21 protein-coding genes are annotated in these 20,885 nt (G+C 44.8%); 12 read left to right on the forward strand and 9 right to left on the reverse strand.

The annotated features are described in order from the left end of the window. Nucleotides 1-44: 44 nt before the first annotated feature. Complete coding sequence (locus tag J1N09_RS06725) at nucleotides 45-1,247, reverse strand: M14 family zinc carboxypeptidase (protein WP_265199142.1); 1,203 nt, start codon at nucleotides 1,245-1,247, stop codon at nucleotides 45-47. A 238-nt stretch (nucleotides 1,248-1,485) separates the two neighbouring features. Between J1N09_RS06725 and J1N09_RS06730 the strand changes: the two genes are divergently transcribed. The 3 genes from J1N09_RS06730 to J1N09_RS06740 are packed head-to-tail and all read left to right on the forward strand — an operon-like array spanning nucleotide 1,486 to nucleotide 3,194. Next, nucleotides 1,486-1,890, forward strand: a complete 405-nt coding sequence (locus tag J1N09_RS06730) for a helix-turn-helix domain-containing protein (protein ID WP_265199143.1) — start codon at nucleotides 1,486-1,488, stop codon at nucleotides 1,888-1,890. Nucleotides 1,891-1,931: 41 nt separating this feature from the next. Next, entirely contained in the window at nucleotides 1,932-2,306 is a 375-nt protein-coding gene (locus J1N09_RS06735; RefSeq protein WP_265199145.1) for a DNA topoisomerase IV, read from the forward strand. Between the two features lie 54 nt (nucleotides 2,307-2,360). Further along, complete coding sequence (locus J1N09_RS06740) at nucleotides 2,361-3,194, forward strand: TerC family protein (protein ID WP_265199147.1); 834 nt, start codon at nucleotides 2,361-2,363, stop codon at nucleotides 3,192-3,194. A gap of 1 nt (nucleotide 3,195) precedes the next feature. Here the strand turns inward: J1N09_RS06740 and mscL are convergent, their stop codons facing one another. The 4 genes from mscL to ychF all read right to left on the reverse strand — a co-directional run bounded on the left by mscL (nucleotide 3,196) and on the right by ychF (nucleotide 9,433). Continuing rightward, nucleotides 3,196-3,621: a large conductance mechanosensitive channel protein MscL gene (mscL, locus tag J1N09_RS06745; protein ID WP_265199149.1), complete on the reverse strand. Its 426-nt coding sequence runs from the start codon at nucleotides 3,619-3,621 to the stop codon at nucleotides 3,196-3,198. A gap of 6 nt (nucleotides 3,622-3,627) precedes the next feature. Next, nucleotides 3,628-6,324 (reverse strand): DNA gyrase/topoisomerase IV subunit A, encoded by a 2,697-nt coding sequence (locus tag J1N09_RS06750; RefSeq protein ID WP_265199151.1) that lies wholly within the window; start codon nucleotides 6,322-6,324, stop codon nucleotides 3,628-3,630. Between the two features lie 3 nt (nucleotides 6,325-6,327). Then, nucleotides 6,328-8,178 (reverse strand): DNA topoisomerase IV subunit B, encoded by a 1,851-nt coding sequence (locus tag J1N09_RS06755; protein ID WP_265199153.1) that lies wholly within the window; start codon nucleotides 8,176-8,178, stop codon nucleotides 6,328-6,330. Nucleotides 8,179-8,338: 160 nt separating this feature from the next. Then, complete coding sequence (gene ychF, locus J1N09_RS06760) at nucleotides 8,339-9,433, reverse strand: redox-regulated ATPase YchF (protein WP_265199154.1); 1,095 nt, start codon at nucleotides 9,431-9,433, stop codon at nucleotides 8,339-8,341. Nucleotides 9,434-9,563: 130 nt separating this feature from the next. Between ychF and J1N09_RS06765 the strand changes: the two genes are divergently transcribed. Further along, on the forward strand, nucleotides 9,564-10,043 hold the full coding sequence (locus J1N09_RS06765) for a hypothetical protein (RefSeq protein WP_265199156.1): 480 nt from the start codon (nucleotides 9,564-9,566) through the stop codon (nucleotides 10,041-10,043). Here the strand turns inward: J1N09_RS06765 and J1N09_RS06770 are convergent. Next, nucleotides 10,040-10,837, reverse strand: a complete 798-nt coding sequence (locus J1N09_RS06770) for an alpha/beta hydrolase (RefSeq protein ID WP_265199158.1) — start codon at nucleotides 10,835-10,837, stop codon at nucleotides 10,040-10,042. The genes J1N09_RS06765 and J1N09_RS06770 overlap by 4 nt on opposite strands. A 1-nt stretch (nucleotide 10,838) precedes the next feature. Next, nucleotides 10,839-11,699, reverse strand: a complete 861-nt coding sequence (locus tag J1N09_RS06775; protein ID WP_265199160.1) for an alpha/beta hydrolase — start codon at nucleotides 11,697-11,699, stop codon at nucleotides 10,839-10,841. A gap of 762 nt (nucleotides 11,700-12,461) precedes the next feature. On the opposite strand from J1N09_RS06775, the gene J1N09_RS06780 reads away from it, so the two are divergent. The 5 genes from J1N09_RS06780 (at nucleotide 12,462) to J1N09_RS06800 (ending at nucleotide 17,302) form a co-directional block, all read left to right on the forward strand. Next, nucleotides 12,462-12,737, forward strand: a complete 276-nt coding sequence (locus tag J1N09_RS06780) for a hypothetical protein (RefSeq protein WP_265199161.1) — start codon at nucleotides 12,462-12,464, stop codon at nucleotides 12,735-12,737. Between the two features lie 678 nt (nucleotides 12,738-13,415). Then, the gene (locus J1N09_RS06785) at nucleotides 13,416-14,492 is read left to right on the forward strand and encodes a peptidoglycan-binding domain-containing protein (protein ID WP_265199163.1); all 1,077 of its coding nucleotides are present in this window, start codon (nucleotides 13,416-13,418) and stop codon (nucleotides 14,490-14,492) included. Between the two features lie 95 nt (nucleotides 14,493-14,587). Next, nucleotides 14,588-15,361, forward strand: coding sequence for a nucleotide-binding protein (locus tag J1N09_RS06790; RefSeq protein ID WP_265199165.1), 774 nt, complete (start codon nucleotides 14,588-14,590; stop codon nucleotides 15,359-15,361). A gap of 82 nt (nucleotides 15,362-15,443) precedes the next feature. Beyond that, the gene (locus J1N09_RS06795) at nucleotides 15,444-15,830 is read left to right on the forward strand and encodes a putative quinol monooxygenase (protein ID WP_265199166.1); all 387 of its coding nucleotides are present in this window, start codon (nucleotides 15,444-15,446) and stop codon (nucleotides 15,828-15,830) included. Between the two features lie 32 nt (nucleotides 15,831-15,862). Beyond that, a complete protein-coding gene (locus tag J1N09_RS06800; protein WP_265199167.1) occupies nucleotides 15,863-17,302 on the forward strand; it encodes a hypothetical protein in 1,440 nt (479 codons plus the stop codon). A 6-nt stretch (nucleotides 17,303-17,308) separates the two neighbouring features. Here the strand turns inward: J1N09_RS06800 and J1N09_RS06805 are convergent, their stop codons facing one another. Further along, entirely contained in the window at nucleotides 17,309-17,911 is a 603-nt protein-coding gene (locus tag J1N09_RS06805; RefSeq protein ID WP_265199169.1) for a DUF6252 family protein, read from the reverse strand. Between the two features lie 164 nt (nucleotides 17,912-18,075). Between J1N09_RS06805 and J1N09_RS06810 the strand changes: the two genes are divergently transcribed. Together J1N09_RS06810 and J1N09_RS06815 are read left to right on the forward strand one after the other, a co-directional pair. Continuing rightward, nucleotides 18,076-18,345 carry a YecH family protein gene (locus J1N09_RS06810; RefSeq protein ID WP_265199170.1) on the forward strand — a complete coding sequence of 90 codons (270 nt, stop codon included), beginning with the start codon at nucleotides 18,076-18,078 and terminating at the stop codon, nucleotides 18,343-18,345. Between the two features lie 82 nt (nucleotides 18,346-18,427). After that, entirely contained in the window at nucleotides 18,428-18,613 is a 186-nt protein-coding gene (locus tag J1N09_RS06815) for a hypothetical protein (protein ID WP_265199172.1), read from the forward strand. A gap of 10 nt (nucleotides 18,614-18,623) precedes the next feature. On the opposite strand, the gene J1N09_RS06820 is transcribed toward J1N09_RS06815, so the two are convergent. Continuing rightward, the gene (locus tag J1N09_RS06820; RefSeq protein WP_265199175.1) at nucleotides 18,624-19,067 is read right to left on the reverse strand and encodes a hypothetical protein; all 444 of its coding nucleotides are present in this window, start codon (nucleotides 19,065-19,067) and stop codon (nucleotides 18,624-18,626) included. A 196-nt stretch (nucleotides 19,068-19,263) separates the two neighbouring features. On the opposite strand from J1N09_RS06820, the gene J1N09_RS06825 reads away from it, so the two are divergent. Beyond that, nucleotides 19,264-20,700 carry an anion permease gene (locus tag J1N09_RS06825; protein WP_265199176.1) on the forward strand — a complete coding sequence of 479 codons (1,437 nt, stop codon included), beginning with the start codon at nucleotides 19,264-19,266 and terminating at the stop codon, nucleotides 20,698-20,700. The last annotated feature ends 185 nt before the right edge of the window (nucleotides 20,701-20,885 follow it).

The raw sequence follows: 20,885 nt of genomic DNA on the forward strand, positions 1-20,885 counted from the left end.
TTGTAATCTTTTATTGGTAAAAACCTATCAATGATACAACAAAATTAGCACATATCTGTTGAATTAAATAGGGTGTTTTCTGTGTTTTTATCAATAATTGTTACAATTTTCTCACCAATTCCCTCCTTTTTATGATAATTCAATAATGCAAACCCCTTATTTCCATCGTTTTCGTTGTGGGTATACCACTCGTCGAGCTTACCTATTTCCTCCACTATGGGATCGAAGAAAACTTTACCGTTTTTTAACATCTCCTTGTACTGAATTCCAACGGAAACAAGCTCATCGTATCCATCTACACGAATATTTCGGATAATTACATCCTTGAAGTTCACCTGGTTCTCGGGGATGTCAAAATAATCTTTGTACGTCAGCACTTCCGATTCGTGTTTTGTGATCCCGAAAAGTTCCAGCAACGCATAAAAGATAAACTCCCGTGTTCTTTCACGCTGATAATCAACCCTGTAATGCCCTGCTTCAATAAGAATAGAGGGTGTCCCGGCTGTAACGAAATAATCCCCCACACAATTCTCGTTGTACGTATCATCGTACCTGGCCACCTGGCCGGGTATAAGGGATTGTAGACGCCTGTTCATACGAACGATATGCGACATAGCCGTTTTTCGCGCATCGGTAACAGTTCTCTCAGGATCGGCTGCCGGTGCTAAGAAGGAGATCGTAGCCGATTTGCCTTCGGAAGTACCATAAATAGTGCGTTGATCGTGTAAATTGAGGTTCAGATCGGGTTGAAATTCTTCGTACACCTTGCGAAGGATACGGGATTCTTTCTGACTCTGATCTAAAGCATCCCTGTTCAGATCCACCTCATTTGCGTTGACTCTTGTGTACGCCAGGGCACCGTCTGGATTCAGAATAGGTATAAAGACAAAAGTATAACTGCTTAAAAATTGATGGATTTCCTGCTGAAAGGCCTTTTTATGACAAACAAACTGAAGGAAATCGAATAATACCTTGGTCGTTGTAGACTCATTTCCGTGCATCTGAGACCAACCCAACACTTTGATCGGACCATTTCCGATCGTCACCGAAAAAACCGGAAGCCCATTTTCGGAGGTTCCGATCTCCGAAATTTCCACATCATTTTTAGCCCGATCGAGTAGTGGAATAATATGATCATTATGAACATATCTGCCCTCCAATTCACACTTGAAAAGACCAGGGTACAAAGCTTGTTCGTCTTCCATGATTACAAAGGTAAACAAAGGCTTGTTTACAGATGTAAACATGTAAATCCTGGAATTATGATGACCTGTGTAAACAAATGACCCTTGAAATCGATATAAATCAACACAAATATTGAATACCTTCTAAATGTCAAATATAAATATTTATATTTCAACGTTTTAAATTACTTTAATTAATCTCTTAATTTAATTACAACCTAATAATACTTACTGTTTACTGGTGTAAAATCGAATAATATTTTACATTTGTAAACGTTATCTCTACAAAGGACTTGTTACAATGGTAAACAGTGCGGAATTTGCAAAAAGACTACAGAAAATACTGGATTATTACGGTATTTCTGCCACTGCTTTTTCCGAAGAGATCGAAGTGAATCGCTCTACAATTTCACACTTGCTTTCGGGTAGAAATAAACCCAGTCTAGATTTTGTCTTGAAGGTGATCGATCACTATCCCGAAGTGGAACTGTATTGGTTGCTGAATGGAAAAGGCTCCTTCCCTCCTGTTTCTTCAAAACCTGAAATTGAGCAAAGTGATGTTCAGAATAAAACCGAAGCGAGATTACCTTTTATTCCTTCAGAAGAGAATTCAGAAGAAAACCCGACCCTCCCAATAAAGGACAGTGAGATCGACCGAATCGTGATTTTCTACAAAGACGGTCGTTTTAAGTCGTACAAAAACTAAATAATTCTTCCTTTTTTCGGAAATTTGCAAAAAATTCGACTATGAGGGTCCTATTTGCTGCTTTCCTCCTTTTACTAGCCACTTCATGTTACGAGGTTGAACGGAATTGTGCCGACTTCAGAACGGGCACATTTACTTTTGAAGCAGTGAGCGGGACTGAGATCTTCACCACGCGCATCGTACGGAACGATTCCATAGAGATCGAATACTTCAAAGAAAGCGTGGATACGGCCGAGATTCGCTGGATCAACGACTGTGAGTATATTCTTCGAAAGCTCAACCCAAAAAACATGGCTGAAGAAAAGGCCATTCATATCAAGATACTCACCACCAAGGGCAGCAGCTATACCTTCGAATTCAACGAAGTGGGGAAACCCAACAAAAGCAGAGCCTCTGCCGTAAAGAAGAGTGAGTGAGATTTAATGCAGGGTTCCACAAAAATCTTGTTATTTTAGCTGAAATTTTCACCTATGTTCGACATCCTAACCACTCCGGATGCCCTGATGGCACTGCTAACCCTGACTTTCCTGGAAATCGTTCTCGGAATAGATAATATCATCTTTATTTCACTGGCTGCCAGTAAATTAAAGAAAAGCCTTCAGAAACGGGCCACTAATATTGGTCTGCTGATGGCTATGGGGATCAGGGTCATTCTACTCTTTGGGATCTCCTGGCTGGTGGCTATGGAAAAACCATTTTGGAGCATCAACCTTTCCTGGTTGAAGGTAGGAGTTAGCGGACAAGGCCTCATCCTCTTTGCCGGTGGGCTCTTCCTGCTTTATAAGAGTGTAAGCGAAATTCACGAAAAGGTGGAAGACAAAGGCCATGACGAGCGCGAAGTACGAAAAGGCCGCTCTACAACCTTGATGAAGGCCGTGGTACAGATCGCTCTTATCAATATCGTATTCTCCTTCGACTCTATACTTACAGCAGTGGGTATGACAAACGGGGTAGGAAATACACCCCAGGACGCGCTCCTTATCATGATCATTGCCGTGGTGGCTTCCGTGATCATAATGATGCTGTTCGCAAATCCAGTGGGAAAATTTGTAAACAAACACCCTACGGTTCAGATCCTGGGTATGGCTTTCCTTATCCTGATCGGCTTTATGTTAATTGCTGAAAGCGCACACTTAACGCACCTGGTGGTATTCGACCAGGAAATAGGCGCCATCCCGAAGGGATACCTCTACTTTACGATCGCGTTCTCGATCTTTATAGAGTTCCTGAATATGCGCTTCCGTAAAAAGACGAGTGATATTGTTACAACTGTCCCCCTTGAGGAGGACGAAGACGAAGCCTAGACTATTTCTTCTTCAGAAGTTCATTCTGCTCTTTCATCAAATGCTCGATATTGGAGAGTAGCTCTATGTTTTTGGGAGTTATCACCTCTTTATCTTTAGGGTCTTCCGCCTTGCTTTTAAAGCGATTCATACCCTTGATCACCACAAATATTGTAAGAGCGATGATAATAAAGTCTATAGACACTTCGATCAGCTCCCCATAACCAATGGCCACTTCTTCTATTCCTTCAGCAGCTTCCCTAAGGATATATTTCTTGTTAGCAAGCGTTACATCCTCTGTGAGCAGCGATAAGGGCGGCATGATCACTTTCTTCACGAGAGTACTTACAACCGCGTTAAACGCCGTACCGATTACCACAGCCACAGCCATGTCGATCATGTTGCCTTTTACAGCAAAGTCTTTGAATTCCTGGAAAAATTTCTTCATGATTGGTTAGAATAAGGTAGTCTGCCCTTCATCGTCGGTGTTTCCGGGAGGTATATCCTTTTTCACGTCTTTCTTGGTCGGACTCTTTTTCTCTTCTGAAGTTTCTTCGGATGTCACCGCTTCTTCGTCCACCACATCGATTTCCTCTGCTCGAACCGGCTCCGGCTCTTCGTAAGGCAGCGAATCCAACGTATTGATTTCCTTCACTTTGTCTGGGGTAAGTCGGTTCCCCTGGGCGGTTATCCCTTTAACGGCTATGAATTCTTCAAGATTCAGCTTCGCGTTGGGTTTTCGGTCCTTTCCACGCTCTTTTACGAACACTACTTCTGCCATAGGCCTATGGTCCGTGAACAGCTTCTCCAGATACGATTTAGGATGGTCGGAAATGATCAACTCGTCCTTGTCCGGATTCTCAATGAGAAAACGCTTAACGTAGAACAACTCCTTCTCACCGTCCCAGTATATAGCTGAAAGCGGCTTCTTACGATCCCACTTCTCAAGGATGATCATATCGTCATCAAAACGCATGGTTACCTCCGGAATAGCGGTCTTAACCGTTCCATCCTGCTTTACGATCAATAATCTGTCGTCCGCCGTAAACTCACCGAGGAGCTCACCACGACCGTCCACATTGAGTCGTTGCACCGTATCGTCAAACCAGATCTTGCGCGGTTTGAGTGTAGAAAGACCCTTTTCTTTCAGTTCCACACGCTTTACAGAGTATTTGGTCACGATATTACCTTTGGATCCGCGGCCTTTCACCAGTATGTCGGCGAAATCCAGGTCCCACTTCAGCTTTTTGATACTACCCGACTGACGAAGCAAAATAGTCACTACCTCTGCTTCTCCGTTCGGATTCGCAGTGAAATAGATCACCTTAGACCCCTTGCTGCCTGCTGTGAGGTCGTATTCCTTGTCGCGGGTGATGGAAGTAACGGCAAAGCGTTTTACGTAAGTCGCACCGCGCGTTCCGTCCTTGTAGATCATATTGTAAATGGTACGCTTGTCCTTCTTTTTGAAGACAGCCACATGAATGATCCCTTTACCCACAAAGGTCTTGCTATCCACCTTGGTCACCATCATCTTTCCTTCCCTGGTGAACACGATGATGTCGTCTATATCGCTACAATCGGTAACGTATTCATCCCGGCGCATACTGGTTCCTATAAAACCTTCTTCGCGATTCACATAGAGTTTCGTATTTCGGATCACCACCTTGGTACGCTCGATATCATCGAACACACGGATCTCCGTTTTGCGCTCTTTTCCTTTGCCGTAATCCTTCTTTAAACGCTTGAAATAGTCGATCGCATAGGTGATCAGGTTGTTCAAGTGATTCTTTATCTCAGCAATACTATCTTCCAGTGCATCAATTTTTTGCTGTGCTTTATCAATGTCAAATTTAGAGATTCGCTTGATACGTATTTCGGTAAGTCGGACGATGTCTTCTTCGGTCACTTCCCGCTTGAGATGTTTAGTGTGCGGCTTGAGTCCTTTGTCGATGGCAGCGATCACGCCTTCCCAGGTTTCCTCCTCTTCGATATCTCGGTAGATCCGGTTCTCGATGAAAATACGCTCCAGGGATGCGAAGTGCCATTGTGCTTCTAGTTCTTCCAGCTTGATCTCCAGCTCGCTTTTAAGCAGCTCCACGGTTCTGTCGGTGGAACGCCTTAGCATTTCAGAAACCCCAATAAACAAAGGCCTGTTATCCTCGATAACACAGCCCAGTGGTGAGATAGAAGTCTCGCAATTGGAGAAGGCATAGAGTGCATCAATGGTCTTGTCCGGAGAAATACCGCTTGGTATATGGATAAGGATCTCGACCTCAGCCGCCGTATTGTCTTCTATCTTCTTAATCTTGATCTTGCCCTTGTCGTTGGCCTTCAGTATAGAATCGATAAGGGAGGTTGTAGTTGTCCCGAAAGGAATCTCCGTGATCACCAGGGTGTTCTTGTCCCGCTGACTGATCCTCGCCCTGCTCCTGATCTTACCACCACGGTTGCCTTCGTTGTAATTCGTGGCATCCATGATACCCCCGGTTGGGAAATCGGGTACGATCTGGAACCTCTTGCCTTGCAGATGCTTTATAGAGGCATCAATTAGTTCAATGAAGTTATGGGGTAATATCTTGGTTGAAAGCCCCACAGCGATGCCCTCAGCCCCTTGTGCGAGCAGCATGGGAAACATTACCGGAAGGTTTATAGGTTCCTTCCTCCTGCCGTCGTAGGAAGCCTGCCATTCGGTGATCTTTGGGTTGTAGACCACATCCATGGCGAACTTCGAAAGTCGGGCCTCAATGTATCGGGAAGCGGCCGCTCGGTCGCCGGTAAGTATATTTCCCCAGTTTCCCTGGGTATCGATAAGCAGGTCCTTCTGTCCTATCTGTACCATGGCATCGGCAATACTGGCGTCTCCATGAGGGTGGTACTGCATGGTATGGCCCACGATGTTCGCTACCTTGTTATAGCGGCCATCGTCCAAATCCTTCATGGAGTGCATGATACGGCGCTGTACAGGCTTAAAACCGTCCTCAATGGCGGGAACGGCACGCTCCAGGATCACATAGCTGGCATAGTCCAGGAACCAGTCGCGGTACATCCCGGTGACACGGGTTATAGTTTCCCCGGAATCACCTTCGCCGATATCCTGAATTTCTTCAGACTCCTGGTTAAGTTCTTCTTCGTTGGTTTGGTCTTCGGTCATTTATTATTCCTCCACTTTATCCAGTTCCACTTTCAGGTTATTGATAATGAATTCCTGGCGATCGGGTGTGTTCTTACCCATATAAAATTTCAACAACTCCTCTATACTCATCGCCTTGTCCAGCATTACCGGGTCCAGCCTCATATCATCACCGATAAAATGCTGGAATTCATCCGGCGATATCTCCCCAAGCCCTTTAAATCGTGTGATCTCGGGTTTTGGCTTTAGCTTTTCAATGGCGTTAATTCTTTCTTCTTCTGAATAGCAATAAATGGTTTCTTTCTTATTCCGAACGCGGAACAGCGGTGTTTGAAGTATGTACAGATGCCCCTCCTTGATGAGTTCAGGAAAGAACTGAAGGAAAAATGTGATCAGCAGCAACCGAATGTGCATTCCATCCACATCGGCATCCGTTGCGATCACTATGTTGTTGTATCTGAGGTCTTCTATGGACTCTTCAATATTCAGAGCCGCCTGTAACAAATTGAACTCCTCGTTCTCATACACCACCTTTTTGGACATCCCATAGCTATTCAGTGGCTTCCCGCGAAGCGAGAAGACCGCCTGGGTGTTCACATCCCGGCTCTTGGTAATACTTCCACTGGCCGAATCTCCCTCCGTAATAAAGAGCGTAGTATCCAGTCGCTGGTCTTTTTTCATATCCCCCAGGTGCACACGGCAGTCCCTGAGCTTTTTGTTGTGAAGGCTCGCTTTCTTTGCGCGCTCCCTGGCAAGCTTTCGGATGCCGCTCAATTCCTTGCGCTCCTTCTCGGCTGTGAGGATCTTGCGCTGTATCTTTTCTGCTGCTTCAGGGTTCTTATGCAGGTAATTGTCCAGGTGGGTCTTTATAAAGTCGTTCACATAGGTGCGAACCGTTGGAAATCCGCCACCCATCTCGGTGGAACCTAATTTTGTCTTCGTCTGACTCTCGAAAACAGGCTCCATCACCTTGATGCTGATGGCCGCAACTACCGATTTTCGGATGTCGCTGGCATCGTAGTTCTTTCCGTAGAAATCACGAATAGTTTTCACGATACTTTCCCTGAAGGCCGACTGGTGTGTACCTCCCTGGGTGGTGTTCTGCCCATTCACAAAGCTGTGATACTCCTCGCTATACTGGGTTTTATGGTGTGTGATAGCGGCTTCAATATCCTCTCCCTTCAGGTGAATCACGGGATACAACATATCTTCTTTAGCCATATTGTCCTCCAGCAGGTCTTTCAGGCCGTTTTCAGAATAAAACTTCTCCCCGTTAAAATCAATGGTAAGTCCCGGATTGAGGTACACATAATTCCGAAGCATTTTCGCGACATACTCAACACGGTACTTGTAGTGTTTAAATATGCCTTCGTCCGGAATAAAAATTACGCGAGTACCTTTCCGCTTGGACGACTCTTCAATTTCGGGGTCCTGCTTAAGCTCTCCATGCGCGAATTCAGCCGCCTTCATCTTTCCGTCACGAACCGATTCAACCCTGAAGAAGGTAGACAGCGCATTTACAGCTTTGGTACCTACACCGTTCAATCCAACCGACTTCTTAAAGGCACGCGTATCGTACTTTCCACCGGTGTTCATCTTGGACACCACGTCCACGACCTTACCCAGTGGGATGCCACGGCCGTAATCACGAACCCGAACCTCTTTGTCCTTGATACGGATCTCGATGGTCTTCCCGGCTCCCATCACAAATTCATCGATACAGTTATCGATGACTTCCTTCAACAGAATATAGATCCCGTCGTCGGGTGAAGAACCGTCCCCAAGCTTCCCGATATACATACCGGGACGCATGCGGATATGCTCCTTCCAATCGAGCGATCTGATATTATCCTCGGTATATTGAGTCTCTGCCATAAAAGTTGCTGAATAAGCCCTAAATATAGGGTTTCACAGAGAAAATGAAAACCTAATAAAAGGAAAGTAATTAACAATTCTGAGCCGAAATTGTTAGTAATTATTCTATGATTTTTATACTTCGGAACACATTCCAAAGAAAAGAAAAGTAAGAAAGTGCTTACACGTTAAAGCGGAAATGCATCACATCACCATCCTGAACCACATATTCCTTCCCTTCAATGCCTAGTTTTCCAGCCTCTCGCACCTTTGCTTCACTACCGTATTTCACGTAATCATCGTACTTGATCACCTCCGCACGAATGAATCCCTTTTCGAAGTCGGTGTGAATTACTCCCGCCGACTGTGGCGCCGTAGCACCTACGGGAATTGTCCAGGCCCGAACTTCCTTCTCTCCGGCAGTGAAATATGTTTGAAGATTGAGTAGTTTGTATGCTCCACGGATCAGCTTAGCCGAACCGGGTTCGTCCAACCCCATATCCTCCAAAAACAATTGTCGTTCCTCGAAGGTCTCCAGTTCTGTGATGTCGGCTTCGGTTCCTACCGCAAGTACCAGTACTTCGGCATTTTCATCGGCCACGGCGGCTTTTACCCGTTCCACATAGTCATTCCCGGTTGCTGCTGAGCCCTCATCCACGTTACACACATACATCACCGGCTTGTCCGTGATGTACTGCATACGATTGATATAATCTTCGCGCTCGGCTTCGGTTACTTCTATGGCTCGCACCGAGATCCCTGCTTCCAGACCGGTTTTGATCTTAGTAAGGGCAGCAACCTCTTTCTGGGCTTCCTTGTCCCCTGTCTTAGCGGCCCTCGCGACCTTATCGATTCTTTTCTCGGTAGTTTCAAGGTCTTTTAGCTGAAGTTCAATATCTATGGTCTCCTTGTCACGGATGGGGTCCACACTGCCGTCTACGTGTACCACGTTGTCATTGTCGAAGCATCGCAGCACATGCAGAATAGCATCCGTCTCGCGAATGTTCCCCAGGAACTGGTTCCCAAGGCCTTCACCTTTACTGGCTCCTTTCACCAAACCTGCGATATCAACGATCTCGACCGTTGCAGGGATCACCTTTTCCGGGTCTACCAACTCTTCCAGCTTCACTAAACGTGCGTCCGGCACGTTCACCACCCCGATGTTCGGTTCGATGGTACAGAAGGGGAAATTCGCGCTCTGCGCCTTGGCATTCGACAGGCAGTTGAAGAGGGTTGATTTTCCTACGTTGGGTAATCCTACAATTCCGGCTTTCATTCCTTGATTTTTAGCGGTTGCAAATATACAGTTTCGATTCGGAAAAAGAACCCATCACCCATCCTGAATTTTTATCGTTCTACTTATTTCAGGATTTAGTAACTTTATGTGAACCTTACAAATTCAGAAAATGAAAAAAATACTACTTTTCAGTCTGTGCATGGCCCTGGGAATTGGCTTTAGTACGGCACAGGAGAACAAAACCATTAAGAAGGAGACTACCGTAAAGAAGGTTGTTAAGAAAGAAGGCAACAAAGTGATCGTCCAGGAGGTCGAAGCCACTTCTTCCGAGAAAGGTGCGGTTATCGTTGCCGACGATGGCGAGGAAAACCAGTATTTCCGGGAAGACACTAATATGGACCAACAGACAAAGACTTCAGATCAATTCGCCATTGACGAAGAGAACAGGAAAATGGTGGAAGCAAAGAAAAAGCAGGAGGAAGAAGAACTTCAGCGGTCCATAGAAGCTGCCAAAGCTAAAGCGGAGGAACAACGGAAAATGCTGGAAGCCAAAGAGGCCGAGCGCCTGAAAGCCCTGGAGGAATACCGCAAGAAGCTTGAAAAACGTGGAAAGGGTGTTGGGAAACTAAAGAAAAAGAAAGGTAACTAGAACCGCAATTCCTTCCCTATCGCATAGTTGTATTCCTGGAAATTGAAAAGGTCGTTGTGCTTACCCCCTTCGATCTTCACCATTTCCCTGCGATCTTCGGGTAACACCATGAACAATTGCTGTCCGGATTCGTAAGGCACGATGCCATCGTCCGTTCCGTGGATGATGACGATCCTGCATTTAACATCATCGGCAAAATCTGCTGTTGGGAATTCATATTTCACCAATCCCAAAGGCACGTAGGGTGCTTTCTGCTTCACCAGTTTCTTAAAATTGTAGAAAGGCGTCTCAAGGATAAGGGTGTTCGGGTCGTTCTTTGAGGCCACATAGGCCGCAATGGGTGTACCTATCGAGCGACCGTAAACAATGACCTTTCGGTCCGGAAGTAATTCCTTTGCCTTGTCGTACATAAGCTGTGCATCCTTATATAAAACTTCTTCCGAAAGCTTCCCCGTACTCTTTCCGTAGCCGCGATAGTCCATTACGAGTACTTCGTAGTTGTACTGAAGAAAATGAGAAGTGATCTGACCCCATTTGGAAAGATCTCCCGCATTGCCGTGATAGTATACGATGATCCCTCTGGGATTTTCCTTCTTGAAATGAATGGCGTTAAGTTTGGCACCATCTTCCGTTTCAATGAACAGCTCGTCGAAATCGTGCTCGAACTCATAGACGTATTCCTGGGATAGTTTGGAGGGTAAAAAAATGATCTTCTCCTGAAGGAAATAGGCGCCTGTCACTACAACAACTATAAGGACGGCAAGAACTATCAGCACTTTCTTTATGATTCTCATATTATCTCTTCGATGAATGTTTAACCTTCATACTGGTTGTTTCCAGGTCGATATCACGGTCGACAAAATTAATAATCTCGCCTAACATTTTGTGATAGGATTCAAAATTATTCAGGTTTTTATGTCCGCCGCCAATTACGGGCCATAAACGTGTACGCTCAGGGTTGATCTTTGAGAGCTTCACACTGGTCTTAAAAGGGATGAGTTTGTCGTTGGTACCGTGAATGATATGAATAGGACATTTCACGTATTTGATCCATTTGTAGGTTGGCATGGGGTATTTCAGAATAACAGATAGCGGCATAAAGGGCATATAGCGGCCCGTTACCTTGGTAAGGCTGTAGTAGGGTGCATCCAGGATGAGCATGCGCGGATTGTTCATGGACGCCAGCTTGGTTGCAAAACCGGAGCCCAGTGATCTGCCGTAAAGGATGATGTATTTTTCTGAAACCCGCTCGCGTATCTTATTGTAGACATGCTGAAGGTCGTGTTTCAGGGCCTTCTGCGTTCGTTTGCCTCTGCTCTTTCCGAAGCCTCGGTAATCCACCATGAATACGTCGTAGCCGTGCCTGGTGAAGTCCACGGCAAACTTTCCCCAGCCTTTCATGCTTTTGGAGTTTCCTTTCAGGTAGAGCACCACTCCCCTGGGGTTATCGGTGATAAAGTGCAAACCGTTGATTACAGCCCCGTCGCGGGTTTCCAGGTTGTATTCTTCTACTTTCTGATGTTCGTAATAGAACTGGAATTCCTTCGGAAGTTTTTCCGGCTTAAAGAGAAAGTAATCCTGAAGATAATACAGCGCCACGCTGATCCCGATGTATATCGCGACCACCCAAATCAGCGCATGTAACCAGACAGGCATGATACTAATGTACGATTTTCTTGGATTGTCCTGTGCTTAGGGACTCTGCAGTCGACCCTTCGATACGATTCACCGATGGTTGAGTGTCTGCCATTTGCGGAAGTATCGAAACCCGGTGAATCACTCAAGGTCCGAAGTATTGGTCACTGAGTATCAGCCCGTGGCTGTTGTATCGAAGTGACGAACAGCCATTGTCAGTTCGAGTGATCCACCTGAATGCTGAGCGGAGCGATGCGCTGAGTTAACCGAAGTGCCGAAGCATGGTGGATTGTGTCGAGAACCGTTTTTTTCAAAAAAGTACCAAACCACAATAGATCAAATAACAAATAAGCTCCAATAACTAATATTCAATCTCCGAAGTTGAGATTTTTGAATTGGTTATTATTTGTGATTTGCAGGTTGAGATTTGTGATTTCACACTTGTGTTGATTCGTTGATACGTTTATTTGTGTATGTCAGTTCGAGTGGCGAACGTAGTGAGGCGTATCGAGAACTGGTGAAGCGGAAATAAATACCAAACCACAATAGATCAAATTACAAATAAGCTCCAAATTCCAAGGCCAAAATAATTAGTTGAGATTTTTGTATTGGTTATTATTTGTGATTTGCAGATTGAGATTTGTGATTTCATACTTGTGTTGATTTGTTCATTCACACCTCTTAGTTCTTGAATCCTGATTCTTGGTTCCTGGTTCTCAAATTTGCATCCTGGTTCTCAAATTTGGTTCTTCATTTACTATCTTTATATGAAACTATCTGATCATGAAAAAAAAGCATCTCATACGATTTTCACTCCTCCTACTCATACTCGTAACCGTAACCTCCTGTGCTCCTGAAGGCATAAGCGACAAGACCTACGGCTTCTTTTACGGTATCTGGCACGGCATCTGCCTGCCTTTCGCGGTTGTGGGTAAGATCTTCAATATGGACGTGGGTATTTATGCCGAGAGCAATTCCGGTACCTGGTACTGGGTTGGGTATTTGATAGGGTTCATTATTATTGGTGGTAGTGGTGCTGCGAGGAAGAAGAGACGATAATTCCTTTATGTACTTTTTTGCATTGCCCAAAAAAGTACCAAAAAACTCTAGCGCTGCAGAGCCTTGTTCACCCGCCATCTCTTTACCTCGCAACTAAAAGAACTCACCACCGATGGTGGTTCAAACAGCTTTTAGTTGTCCTCTCGGTTGCATCCGGCGGGTCCCGAAGTCGTCTCTGAGGCGCAGTTTTGGGCGTAGGCCATGAGTAATATCCTTTTCGTCAGTATAGATGAGTAATTTCCGTTAAGAAATCGCGAAGCCTTGTAGTGATTTTTCTGCATCCGACGAATCACGCAACAGCGTGATGAGAGGAATGCATCCGAATGGTTTTAGGCTGAAAGCCTAAAAATACCTATCGAAATCGAAGATTCACGAACACCTAATTAATCAACTCCCAACACCAGTCACTTCGATACATTTCTCATTGCATTCGAAACACTCAGTGACCATTACTATCGGACCCTGAGTATCCGCCCTTGGCGGATGTACCGAAGGGTCACTTTGCACTTCTATCACCTGACTTCCCACTTCTGACTTTCGACTTCCGACTTCTGACTTCCGACTTCCGACTTTAAACTTTTAACATTTTTTCCCTATCTTTAAACTGTATTCTCCCCCCTATATCACGACACCATCGTGACTAGCGGGGTTTTTTATTGAACGGCCTAAAACTAACCAATGGAATGTTCTAATATTATTGAAGCGGCATTATCCCAACCCAACTTCGCCAACAGGCTTAAGAAAGGCTCCACAGATACCGAAATGGTAACCGACTTACAGCGGGTGCTTTTCGAGCTGGGGTTTAAGAAGGAACTCAAATGGGATCAGTACAATGCCGATGGCGACTACGGAAATGCCACGGCCAATACCGTAAAGGCCTTTGCCGCTAAGAACGGCATACAGACCGATGGCATGAAAGTCTCCAAGGACCTGGCAAAGGTGATCCTGCAGCGGCACGATTTCCTGCCGGAAATGTATGTGCTGTGGGAGATCCACCAAAGCGACCTGCGCACGCGCAAGTATATTTCCAAAGGGACCAAGATGAGTATCTCGGCCGTACAGGTACTGCTGAACACACTGGGCTATGGCGCCGAACTGAAATTCGCCCGCTTTGGGGCCGATGGACTCTACGGCAACAACACCCGAACCGCCATGATCAAGTATGCGGCGGATAACGGGGTGCAAAGCGATGGCGACTGGCTCACCAGGCCTCTTATTAATTTAATGCTGAAGGATATTGACAAGTTCTACGGAAAGCACTGGAGCGAACTGGCCTTGCAGAATTTACCACACAGTGGCTCACCGCTTATTTTGTACGAGGGATCCCGTTTCCAGGGCAAGCCCTGCAGGGCCGACATACAATTCCTGCCGAAACTTAAGAAGATCAATAAACATGCGGAGGATGCCGATGTGTTTATACATATTACAAGCTCCTTCCGCACTACCACCAACGTGAATGGTGCCATAGTGCCCCCGGCTACGTTTAGCAACCACCTGGCGGGTCATGGGATCGATATGAACCTGGTCTACGACAATGGAAAATGGGCCAACAGCTCTGTGTTGAGAAAATACCCCAATGTCCCGGGGCCGGTCCACCAGTTCCTGAAAGCCATTATAGACGACCCGGAACTACGCTGGGGTGGACTGTTTAATACTAAGGACCCGGTGCATATAGACGATCATTTAAACAAGGACCTCACCAAATGGCGCAAACGCTATGATGCCATGCAAAGAACAGTGCAGTTGGGGGGATGAACTATTGCTAACAATGTTGATAATCACTATGGGTAAACGTAGCAATGGTGGTTTAGGTTTAGTAACTTTATGCAACCGTTGGGCACAATTAAAGAATGGAAAATAAAATTAACGAACTAATTAACGAATCTAAGGATTATACATTCGAAAAATGCTCGTATGAGTCTTACGGTGAGCTATATAGCAAATCCACTCCTGAAATGCAGGCATGGGCGGCTGAATGTGAAGATTTTATACTTTCCAATTATGGAAAAGATAGCTCTCCATGGCGAATTTTTGAAAAATTCGACAGCAGCCGACTAGATGGAAACTACCAGTCCACCTTTGAATCTGAAATGAACAAAGTTATTTCTGCTTTACAAGCGTGCTTACGAATCAAGCCCGTCAAATTATCAAACTCAAGTCAACCTCGAACAAATTTGGATATTACAAAGGTTTTTATTGTCCATGGGCATGATAATGAGGTAAAGAATATCGTAGCTCGATTTATTGAATCTTTAAACTTAAAAGCTATCATACTTCATGAGCAAGCAAGTTCAAGCAAAACAATAATTGAAAAGATTGAAGAATACTCAAACGTCGGATTTGGAATCGTACTGTATACACCTTGCGATATCGGAGGAAAAAATGCCAAAACCCCTGATTTGAAACCCAGGGCTAGACAAAATGTTGTTTTCGAACACGGATTTCTAATGGGAAAAATTGGACGTGAAAATGTTTGTGCACTAGTCAAAGGTGAAATTGAAACTCCTAACGATATAGCTGGTGTAGTATATATCCAAATTGATAAAGCTGAAGCTTGGAAATTTCAATTGGCCAAAGAACTGAAAAATTCAGGCTATGAATTTGACATGAACAAACTAATATAACTGTGCCCAACAGTGGCTATAAATCAACGCCAAGGTTTTAGACAGAAATCACTAACTTCAATTTCACATTAACACATCCATAATGAAACCTATTCGCTCAATCCTCCTCATCCTCACCACCCTCCTCCATATGGGAATTGGCACTGCAACAGCACAAACAGCCAATTCCGAAAACGCCATTATCACCGTCCGCTTTAAGGCCCAGCCAGACAAGGGCGCGGAGGCCGTTCTAGCCATAACAAAACTACTGGAACAGGTGAAAAAAGAACCCAATTTTGTGAGTATCACTATGCATGTGGATGCTAAAGACGATACCAACATCCTGCTATACGAGGTATGGAGCGATGCCAGTTATTATTACGGTGCCCACATGGAAACCCCGCATTTGCAGCAATTCATGACCGACTCCAGGAACTTCCTGGCGGGGCCACCGGAGATCGTGGGTTGGAAACTGCAAGGTGAATTCTAATTAAAACAATACCCAATTCAAAAATTTCAAAAATGCTAAATAAGTTATTCTATGCTATTCTACTTGTTCTTGTGGTTAGCTGTAGTTCCAATGATGACAGTGTAAGCACAGTTCCGGCTTCTGTTTCCAATCTTACCTTAAATAATATTGGGTTTGATTCGGTTACGGTCAACGCCGAAGTGACGAGCAGCGGTGGTTCTTCCATTACACGCAGAGGTTTTTGCTGGAGCACAGAAGCCAATCCGGATATAAACGATTCTGTGGTAAATGCAGGTCAGGGAGAAGGTGCATTTTCAAGCACATTAACAGGATTAGTGCAAGGCACCACCTACTACGTGAGAGCATTCGCAGAAAATGCGAATGGAATCGCTTACAGCGGTCAGGCAACTTTTGAAACTCAGGTAAATTGCGATGCAAATACCTACACCGGGGATGTGTTACTGCGCACTCAGACCGATGTTAATAATTTTGCCAGTAACAACTATTGCACAATTGATGGAGTGCTCTTTGTTGGTAGTACACCCCCAGGCTCAACAGATTATATCAGTGATCTATCGCCCTTAAATGGGATTCAAAAGGTGGGCTCCCTAACTGTAGCTGTCAATCCGGAGTTGTTGAATTTAAGTGGACTTGAGAGTATACAGGAGATTAATAAGGCCCTGAGTATCGTTCAAAATGAAAAACTTATAGATTTAAATGAATTATCTAGCATTTCTACACCATTAAATGAATTGATAATTGACCGTAACGATAAGATTAAAAATCTTGGAGGGCTGATTAATATTCCTTCTATGAAAGTTCTCAATGGGGATAATCCTTATTTATCCGTTTCCGACAATCCTGAATTAGAAGATATCGATGGACTCACGAATCTTGGATTCCCAAATCGTGGAAATATTACAATAAATATGAACCCATTGATAACCAATATAAATGGACTTTCGGGCATCTCAGCTACAATTGACGCATTATTAATTTGGTCAAATGATAATCTAATTGACCTCTCCGGAATCTCCAATTTACAAACCGCTCAAGAAGGGATTTCATTAATAGATAATCCGTCATTACAAAGTTTAGACGGCCTCCAGAACGTAACAGATACTGGTAGTTATTTTGAACTGTTCGGGAATAGTCTTAATAACCTGAGTCCCCTTAACAACCTTACATCAGTTGGGGGAGAATTTTATATAAGATCAGAACAATCACTCACCGATTTAAGTGGACTGGAAAATTTATCATCCGTAGGCAGACTTCACATTCAAAATATGATCTATTTAACAAATTTGGATGCACTGAATAATCTGGTAAGCATTCAATCCGATCTTGAGATCATAACATGTGATAGTTTGACGGATTTTTGTGGTCTTCAAAGTTTGGTTGATCAAAATGGTATTGGGGGCCAATACATTGTGTATGGTAATGGATACAATCCTACCCTTCAAGACCTGATCGACGGAAATTGCAGCCTTTAAATTACATCAAATACGCGTAAAACGCAGGCTAAAAGTTCCGTTGGTGACTTGCTTGATATCCTCAGGATCGCCGGAGCTGCGCATGGCAAACTGGAAGCTGCCCTCTACTTCATTACGAGTAAGACGTGAGATAGTGATCGTACCCGGGTTGTCTTCCATTCCACTGGTCATAAACGCGTCTGCTTCATTAAAGTCTTCTTTGTAGAATCCCCGCATACCCATATCGGTAATGGCATAGGTACCCACGCCCACCCCGGATTCACTATAAACAGTAAGTGCCAAATAGGAGCCATCGGCCGCCAGGGCCTCGATACGTACCATGGTGTTGTCATCGGTGATGGCTTCCTCCTCGAAGTTCATTTCCGGATGGCCGGGAGGGCCACTCACCCACTGGGCCCCATCCAAAGTGAAACGTACCTCTCCATTGTCGGTAGGGTCTCCGCTCGAAGGGGTCGATAATGCGGTTGTGGATTCAGACACTTCTTCCGTCAAATCTTCAGAGGTCTCTGCTGTATCCGTGGAGCTAGTGCCTTCTCGGCATCCCAGGGAAACAAGAAATAGGGTGGATAAAAATAATATGGACAGTGTTGTAGTGGTGGCTCTTTTCAAAACGCGGGATATTTTAAAATGTACTCCTTAAAGTTACAAAAAAGTATTGGTCCTCAAATAGTTAACAATTCTTGCCCTAACAAAATAACATAATAATCATAGTCCAATTCGTTTGAAAGTTTCCACCAACTCCCCTATCTTTAACAAAAATCCGGATCTGCCTTATGAATAACATCAAACACATTCACGAAGTGATCTTTCTGGTTGAAAAGAACAATGCACAATGGACTCCCGAGGAACTGGTAACCGCCATTGGCGATACCTGGGGCGAGGATATTCACTTCGGCGCATGCTCAGGGACTGCCTTCCCAAAAGAATATGCATTAGACTTCCTGTTGAACAGGCAAAAAGTGGTCCTTTCCGAAGAAGGAAAAATAGCCCTTCACCCCTCCATGCAGATCTGTGACGGCCACGAGGAGTTTGAAAATAATTAGTTTTGTAACAAATTAGCACATTTCACTACTAACCATCATTACTAATTAGTCCATAATCTGGCAATAACTAAATTTTAGACCTGTGAAAAAACTACTTCTGATCAACGCCATCGTATGGGCTGCCCTCATTCTGGTAGCCGCTTTCCTCTTTAAAGATGTACCCAACTACAATTATTTCTTCATAGGAATGGTCTTTGCTGCCGGGCTTATGAACAGCCTTATCTACACCTATTCCAGACCAAAAAGGAAATCGAAATGTAGCTATTAGAAATAGCTAACTAGCCACCTAGTTCAGCAATATGCGCCTCAAGGGATTTCTTGATTTTCTCCAGGTGACAGAGAACGAATAAAGTCTTACGATACGCTTCTAGTTTTTCAGTGGTCGTGTCTAATTTTCTTCGGAACCGATCGGACATTTGACCAATCCACCCCTGCAGATGAAAAAATAGCATTGTGATTTCCAGATCGTTGATTTTTTCCTGACAGGCCTCTACTCCTTTCAGGTTTGCGCAATAATCCCTCGCATTACTTGTTCCGGCTACCTCAACCCAATATGTACGCATCGACCTGCCCGGACCGAAGGGAAAATCGGAAGTACACTCAATGGCCTCTTCATCCTTTCTACTCCATCTTGTTTCGTTTTCATAAATTGCTATCATCTGCTCCAAATGAAACAACAGACTGCGTATCTGTGCAACGGTGGTTTGAATTTCTTCCTTCATATTTTACTGTTTTGAATGAAGATACAAATTCATATCAAATATTTAATAATCAAGACATTAAGAATTTAAATCGTTAATAATGAAGAGATCCTTAGAAGTTTGGATTGCAAATAAATTCAAAGAATATTAAAGTGCCGAAATACCCGGATTTGTCATTCCCGTTCAACTCCCCTAACTTTAGCCAGAGCAAAATCCAATGGGCGATATCCAACCGCAAGTAGAAACCCCAAAAAACCAAACCCTCCTCTGGATAAAAAGAGTGATCACACTCGTCTTCGGACTGGTGATCTGGAACCTGCCCATCCCCTGGGACCTCAGCCCCGATGCCTGGCATTTGTTCGCCATCTTTATCACGGCCATCCTGGGCGTCCTGCTAGAAGCACTATCTATTTTCACGGCATCCATCATCGCGCTGGTCGCAGTGGTCATGCTCCGCGTCCTCACCCCTGAAAAGGCCTTCTCAGGCTTCTCAGAAAGTTTTATTCTCCTTATCCTCGCCGCCTTCCTGGTGGCAAAGGGAGTGATCAAGTCGGGATTAGGAAGGCGCATCGCATTTATACTCATACGTCGCTTCGGGAAATCAACCCTCAACCTTGGCTATTGCATAGTCGCTACCGACACCATACTTGGACCAGCTATTCCTAGTAATACGGCCAGATCGGGCATCCTCTACCCCATCACCCACGCCCTGGCGCTGGACACAGGTTCGCTACCCACCAAAGAAAGCCGAAGGAAAACAGGAAGTTATCTTATGATGACGGCTATTTCCGGGCATACCATCAGCTCTGCGCTTTGGTTCACCGGTATGGCGGCGAATCCCGTTGGAGCAGGAATTGCTGCCGACTTCGGCGTGAATATGAATTTTGGGAATTGGTTTTTTGTCGCTTCGGTACCTTGCCTGGTAGCGCTTATTGTTATTCCCTACGTACTTTACAAATTGTATCCACCGGAGGACAAATACACTCCTCACGCTCCCGAAATGGCTCGCAAGGCATTGGACGACATGGGTGCTATGAGCAAGCAGGAATGGATCATGGGAATCACTTTCTTCGGAATGATATTGCTGTGGGCACTTTCCCCGGTACTGAACATCAACCTGGCGATCGTCGCCTTCCTCGGACTCTCAATTCTCATCCTTTCGAATGTGTACTCACTGAACGATATTCGCTCCGGTGCGGGCGACGCCCTGGAAACCTATGTCTGGTTCGCCATTCTCTACATGATGAGTACGGCACTGAACGATATGGGCTTTATGAAGACCCTTGGCGTACAGATAGCAAGCTACATAGGCGATTTCCACTGGATAACAGCCTACATCTTTTTAACGGTGCTCTACGTGGTGATCCACTATTTGTTTGTGAGTCAGACGGCACACCTGCTCGCTTTATACGCCGTCTTCCTGCAAGTAGCAGTAAATGCGGAAGTACCGGCAGCACTCATGGCCTTTATGTTGTCGTTCGCCACCAACTACTTCGCGGTCATTACCCCCCAGGCTTCCAGTTCCAACGTTCTTTTCGCCGGGAGTGGTTATTTACCTTCAAGGGATATCTATAAACAAGGAGCCATCATCACGGTGCTGAACACAATAATCTTCCTGTTGGCTACGCCTTGGATATTGTGGGCTTCGTCGTAGAAGGTGATTAGATTATTAGTTTAGTGGTTTATTAGTTTATGAGGTTTTAAGACCATCTGACACCGGACAATAAACAGTTTGCAAGTTTAGGGGGTTGGGCCATTTTTAAAACCCTTTTCGTCAGTATAGATGAGTAATTTCCGTTAAGAAATCGCGAAGCCTTGTAGTGATTTTAGGAAATTACG

This window comes from Aureitalea sp. L0-47, from assembly GCF_026126405.1.
Lineage (GTDB): Bacteria > Bacteroidota > Bacteroidia > Flavobacteriales > Flavobacteriaceae > Pukyongia.

Coding starts and splice junctions, on each gene's coding strand:
- J1N09_RS06725 (WP_265199142.1), bottom strand. CDS start 1,247: ATGTTTACATCTGTAAACAAGCCTTTGTTTACCTTTGTAATCATGGAA.
- J1N09_RS06730 (WP_265199143.1), top strand. CDS start 1,486: ATGGTAAACAGTGCGGAATTTGCAAAAAGACTACAGAAAATACTGGAT.
- J1N09_RS06735 (WP_265199145.1), top strand. CDS start 1,932: ATGAGGGTCCTATTTGCTGCTTTCCTCCTTTTACTAGCCACTTCATGT.
- J1N09_RS06740 (WP_265199147.1), top strand. CDS start 2,361: ATGTTCGACATCCTAACCACTCCGGATGCCCTGATGGCACTGCTAACC.
- mscL (WP_265199149.1), bottom strand. CDS start 3,621: ATGAAGAAATTTTTCCAGGAATTCAAAGACTTTGCTGTAAAAGGCAAC.
- J1N09_RS06750 (WP_265199151.1), bottom strand. CDS start 6,324: ATGACCGAAGACCAAACCAACGAAGAAGAACTTAACCAGGAGTCTGAA.
- J1N09_RS06755 (WP_265199153.1), bottom strand. CDS start 8,178: ATGGCAGAGACTCAATATACCGAGGATAATATCAGATCGCTCGATTGG.
- ychF (WP_265199154.1), bottom strand. CDS start 9,433: ATGAAAGCCGGAATTGTAGGATTACCCAACGTAGGAAAATCAACCCTC.
- J1N09_RS06765 (WP_265199156.1), top strand. CDS start 9,564: ATGAAAAAAATACTACTTTTCAGTCTGTGCATGGCCCTGGGAATTGGC.
- J1N09_RS06770 (WP_265199158.1), bottom strand. CDS start 10,837: ATGAGAATCATAAAGAAAGTGCTGATAGTTCTTGCCGTCCTTATAGTT.
- J1N09_RS06775 (WP_265199160.1), bottom strand. CDS start 11,699: ATGCCTGTCTGGTTACATGCGCTGATTTGGGTGGTCGCGATATACATC.
- J1N09_RS06780 (WP_265199161.1), top strand. CDS start 12,462: ATGAAAAAAAAGCATCTCATACGATTTTCACTCCTCCTACTCATACTC.
- J1N09_RS06785 (WP_265199163.1), top strand. CDS start 13,416: ATGGAATGTTCTAATATTATTGAAGCGGCATTATCCCAACCCAACTTC.
- J1N09_RS06790 (WP_265199165.1), top strand. CDS start 14,588: ATGGAAAATAAAATTAACGAACTAATTAACGAATCTAAGGATTATACA.
- J1N09_RS06795 (WP_265199166.1), top strand. CDS start 15,444: ATGAAACCTATTCGCTCAATCCTCCTCATCCTCACCACCCTCCTCCAT.
- J1N09_RS06800 (WP_265199167.1), top strand. CDS start 15,863: ATGCTAAATAAGTTATTCTATGCTATTCTACTTGTTCTTGTGGTTAGC.
- J1N09_RS06810 (WP_265199170.1), top strand. CDS start 18,076: ATGAATAACATCAAACACATTCACGAAGTGATCTTTCTGGTTGAAAAG.
- J1N09_RS06820 (WP_265199175.1), bottom strand. CDS start 19,067: ATGAAGGAAGAAATTCAAACCACCGTTGCACAGATACGCAGTCTGTTG.
- J1N09_RS06825 (WP_265199176.1), top strand. CDS start 19,264: ATGGGCGATATCCAACCGCAAGTAGAAACCCCAAAAAACCAAACCCTC.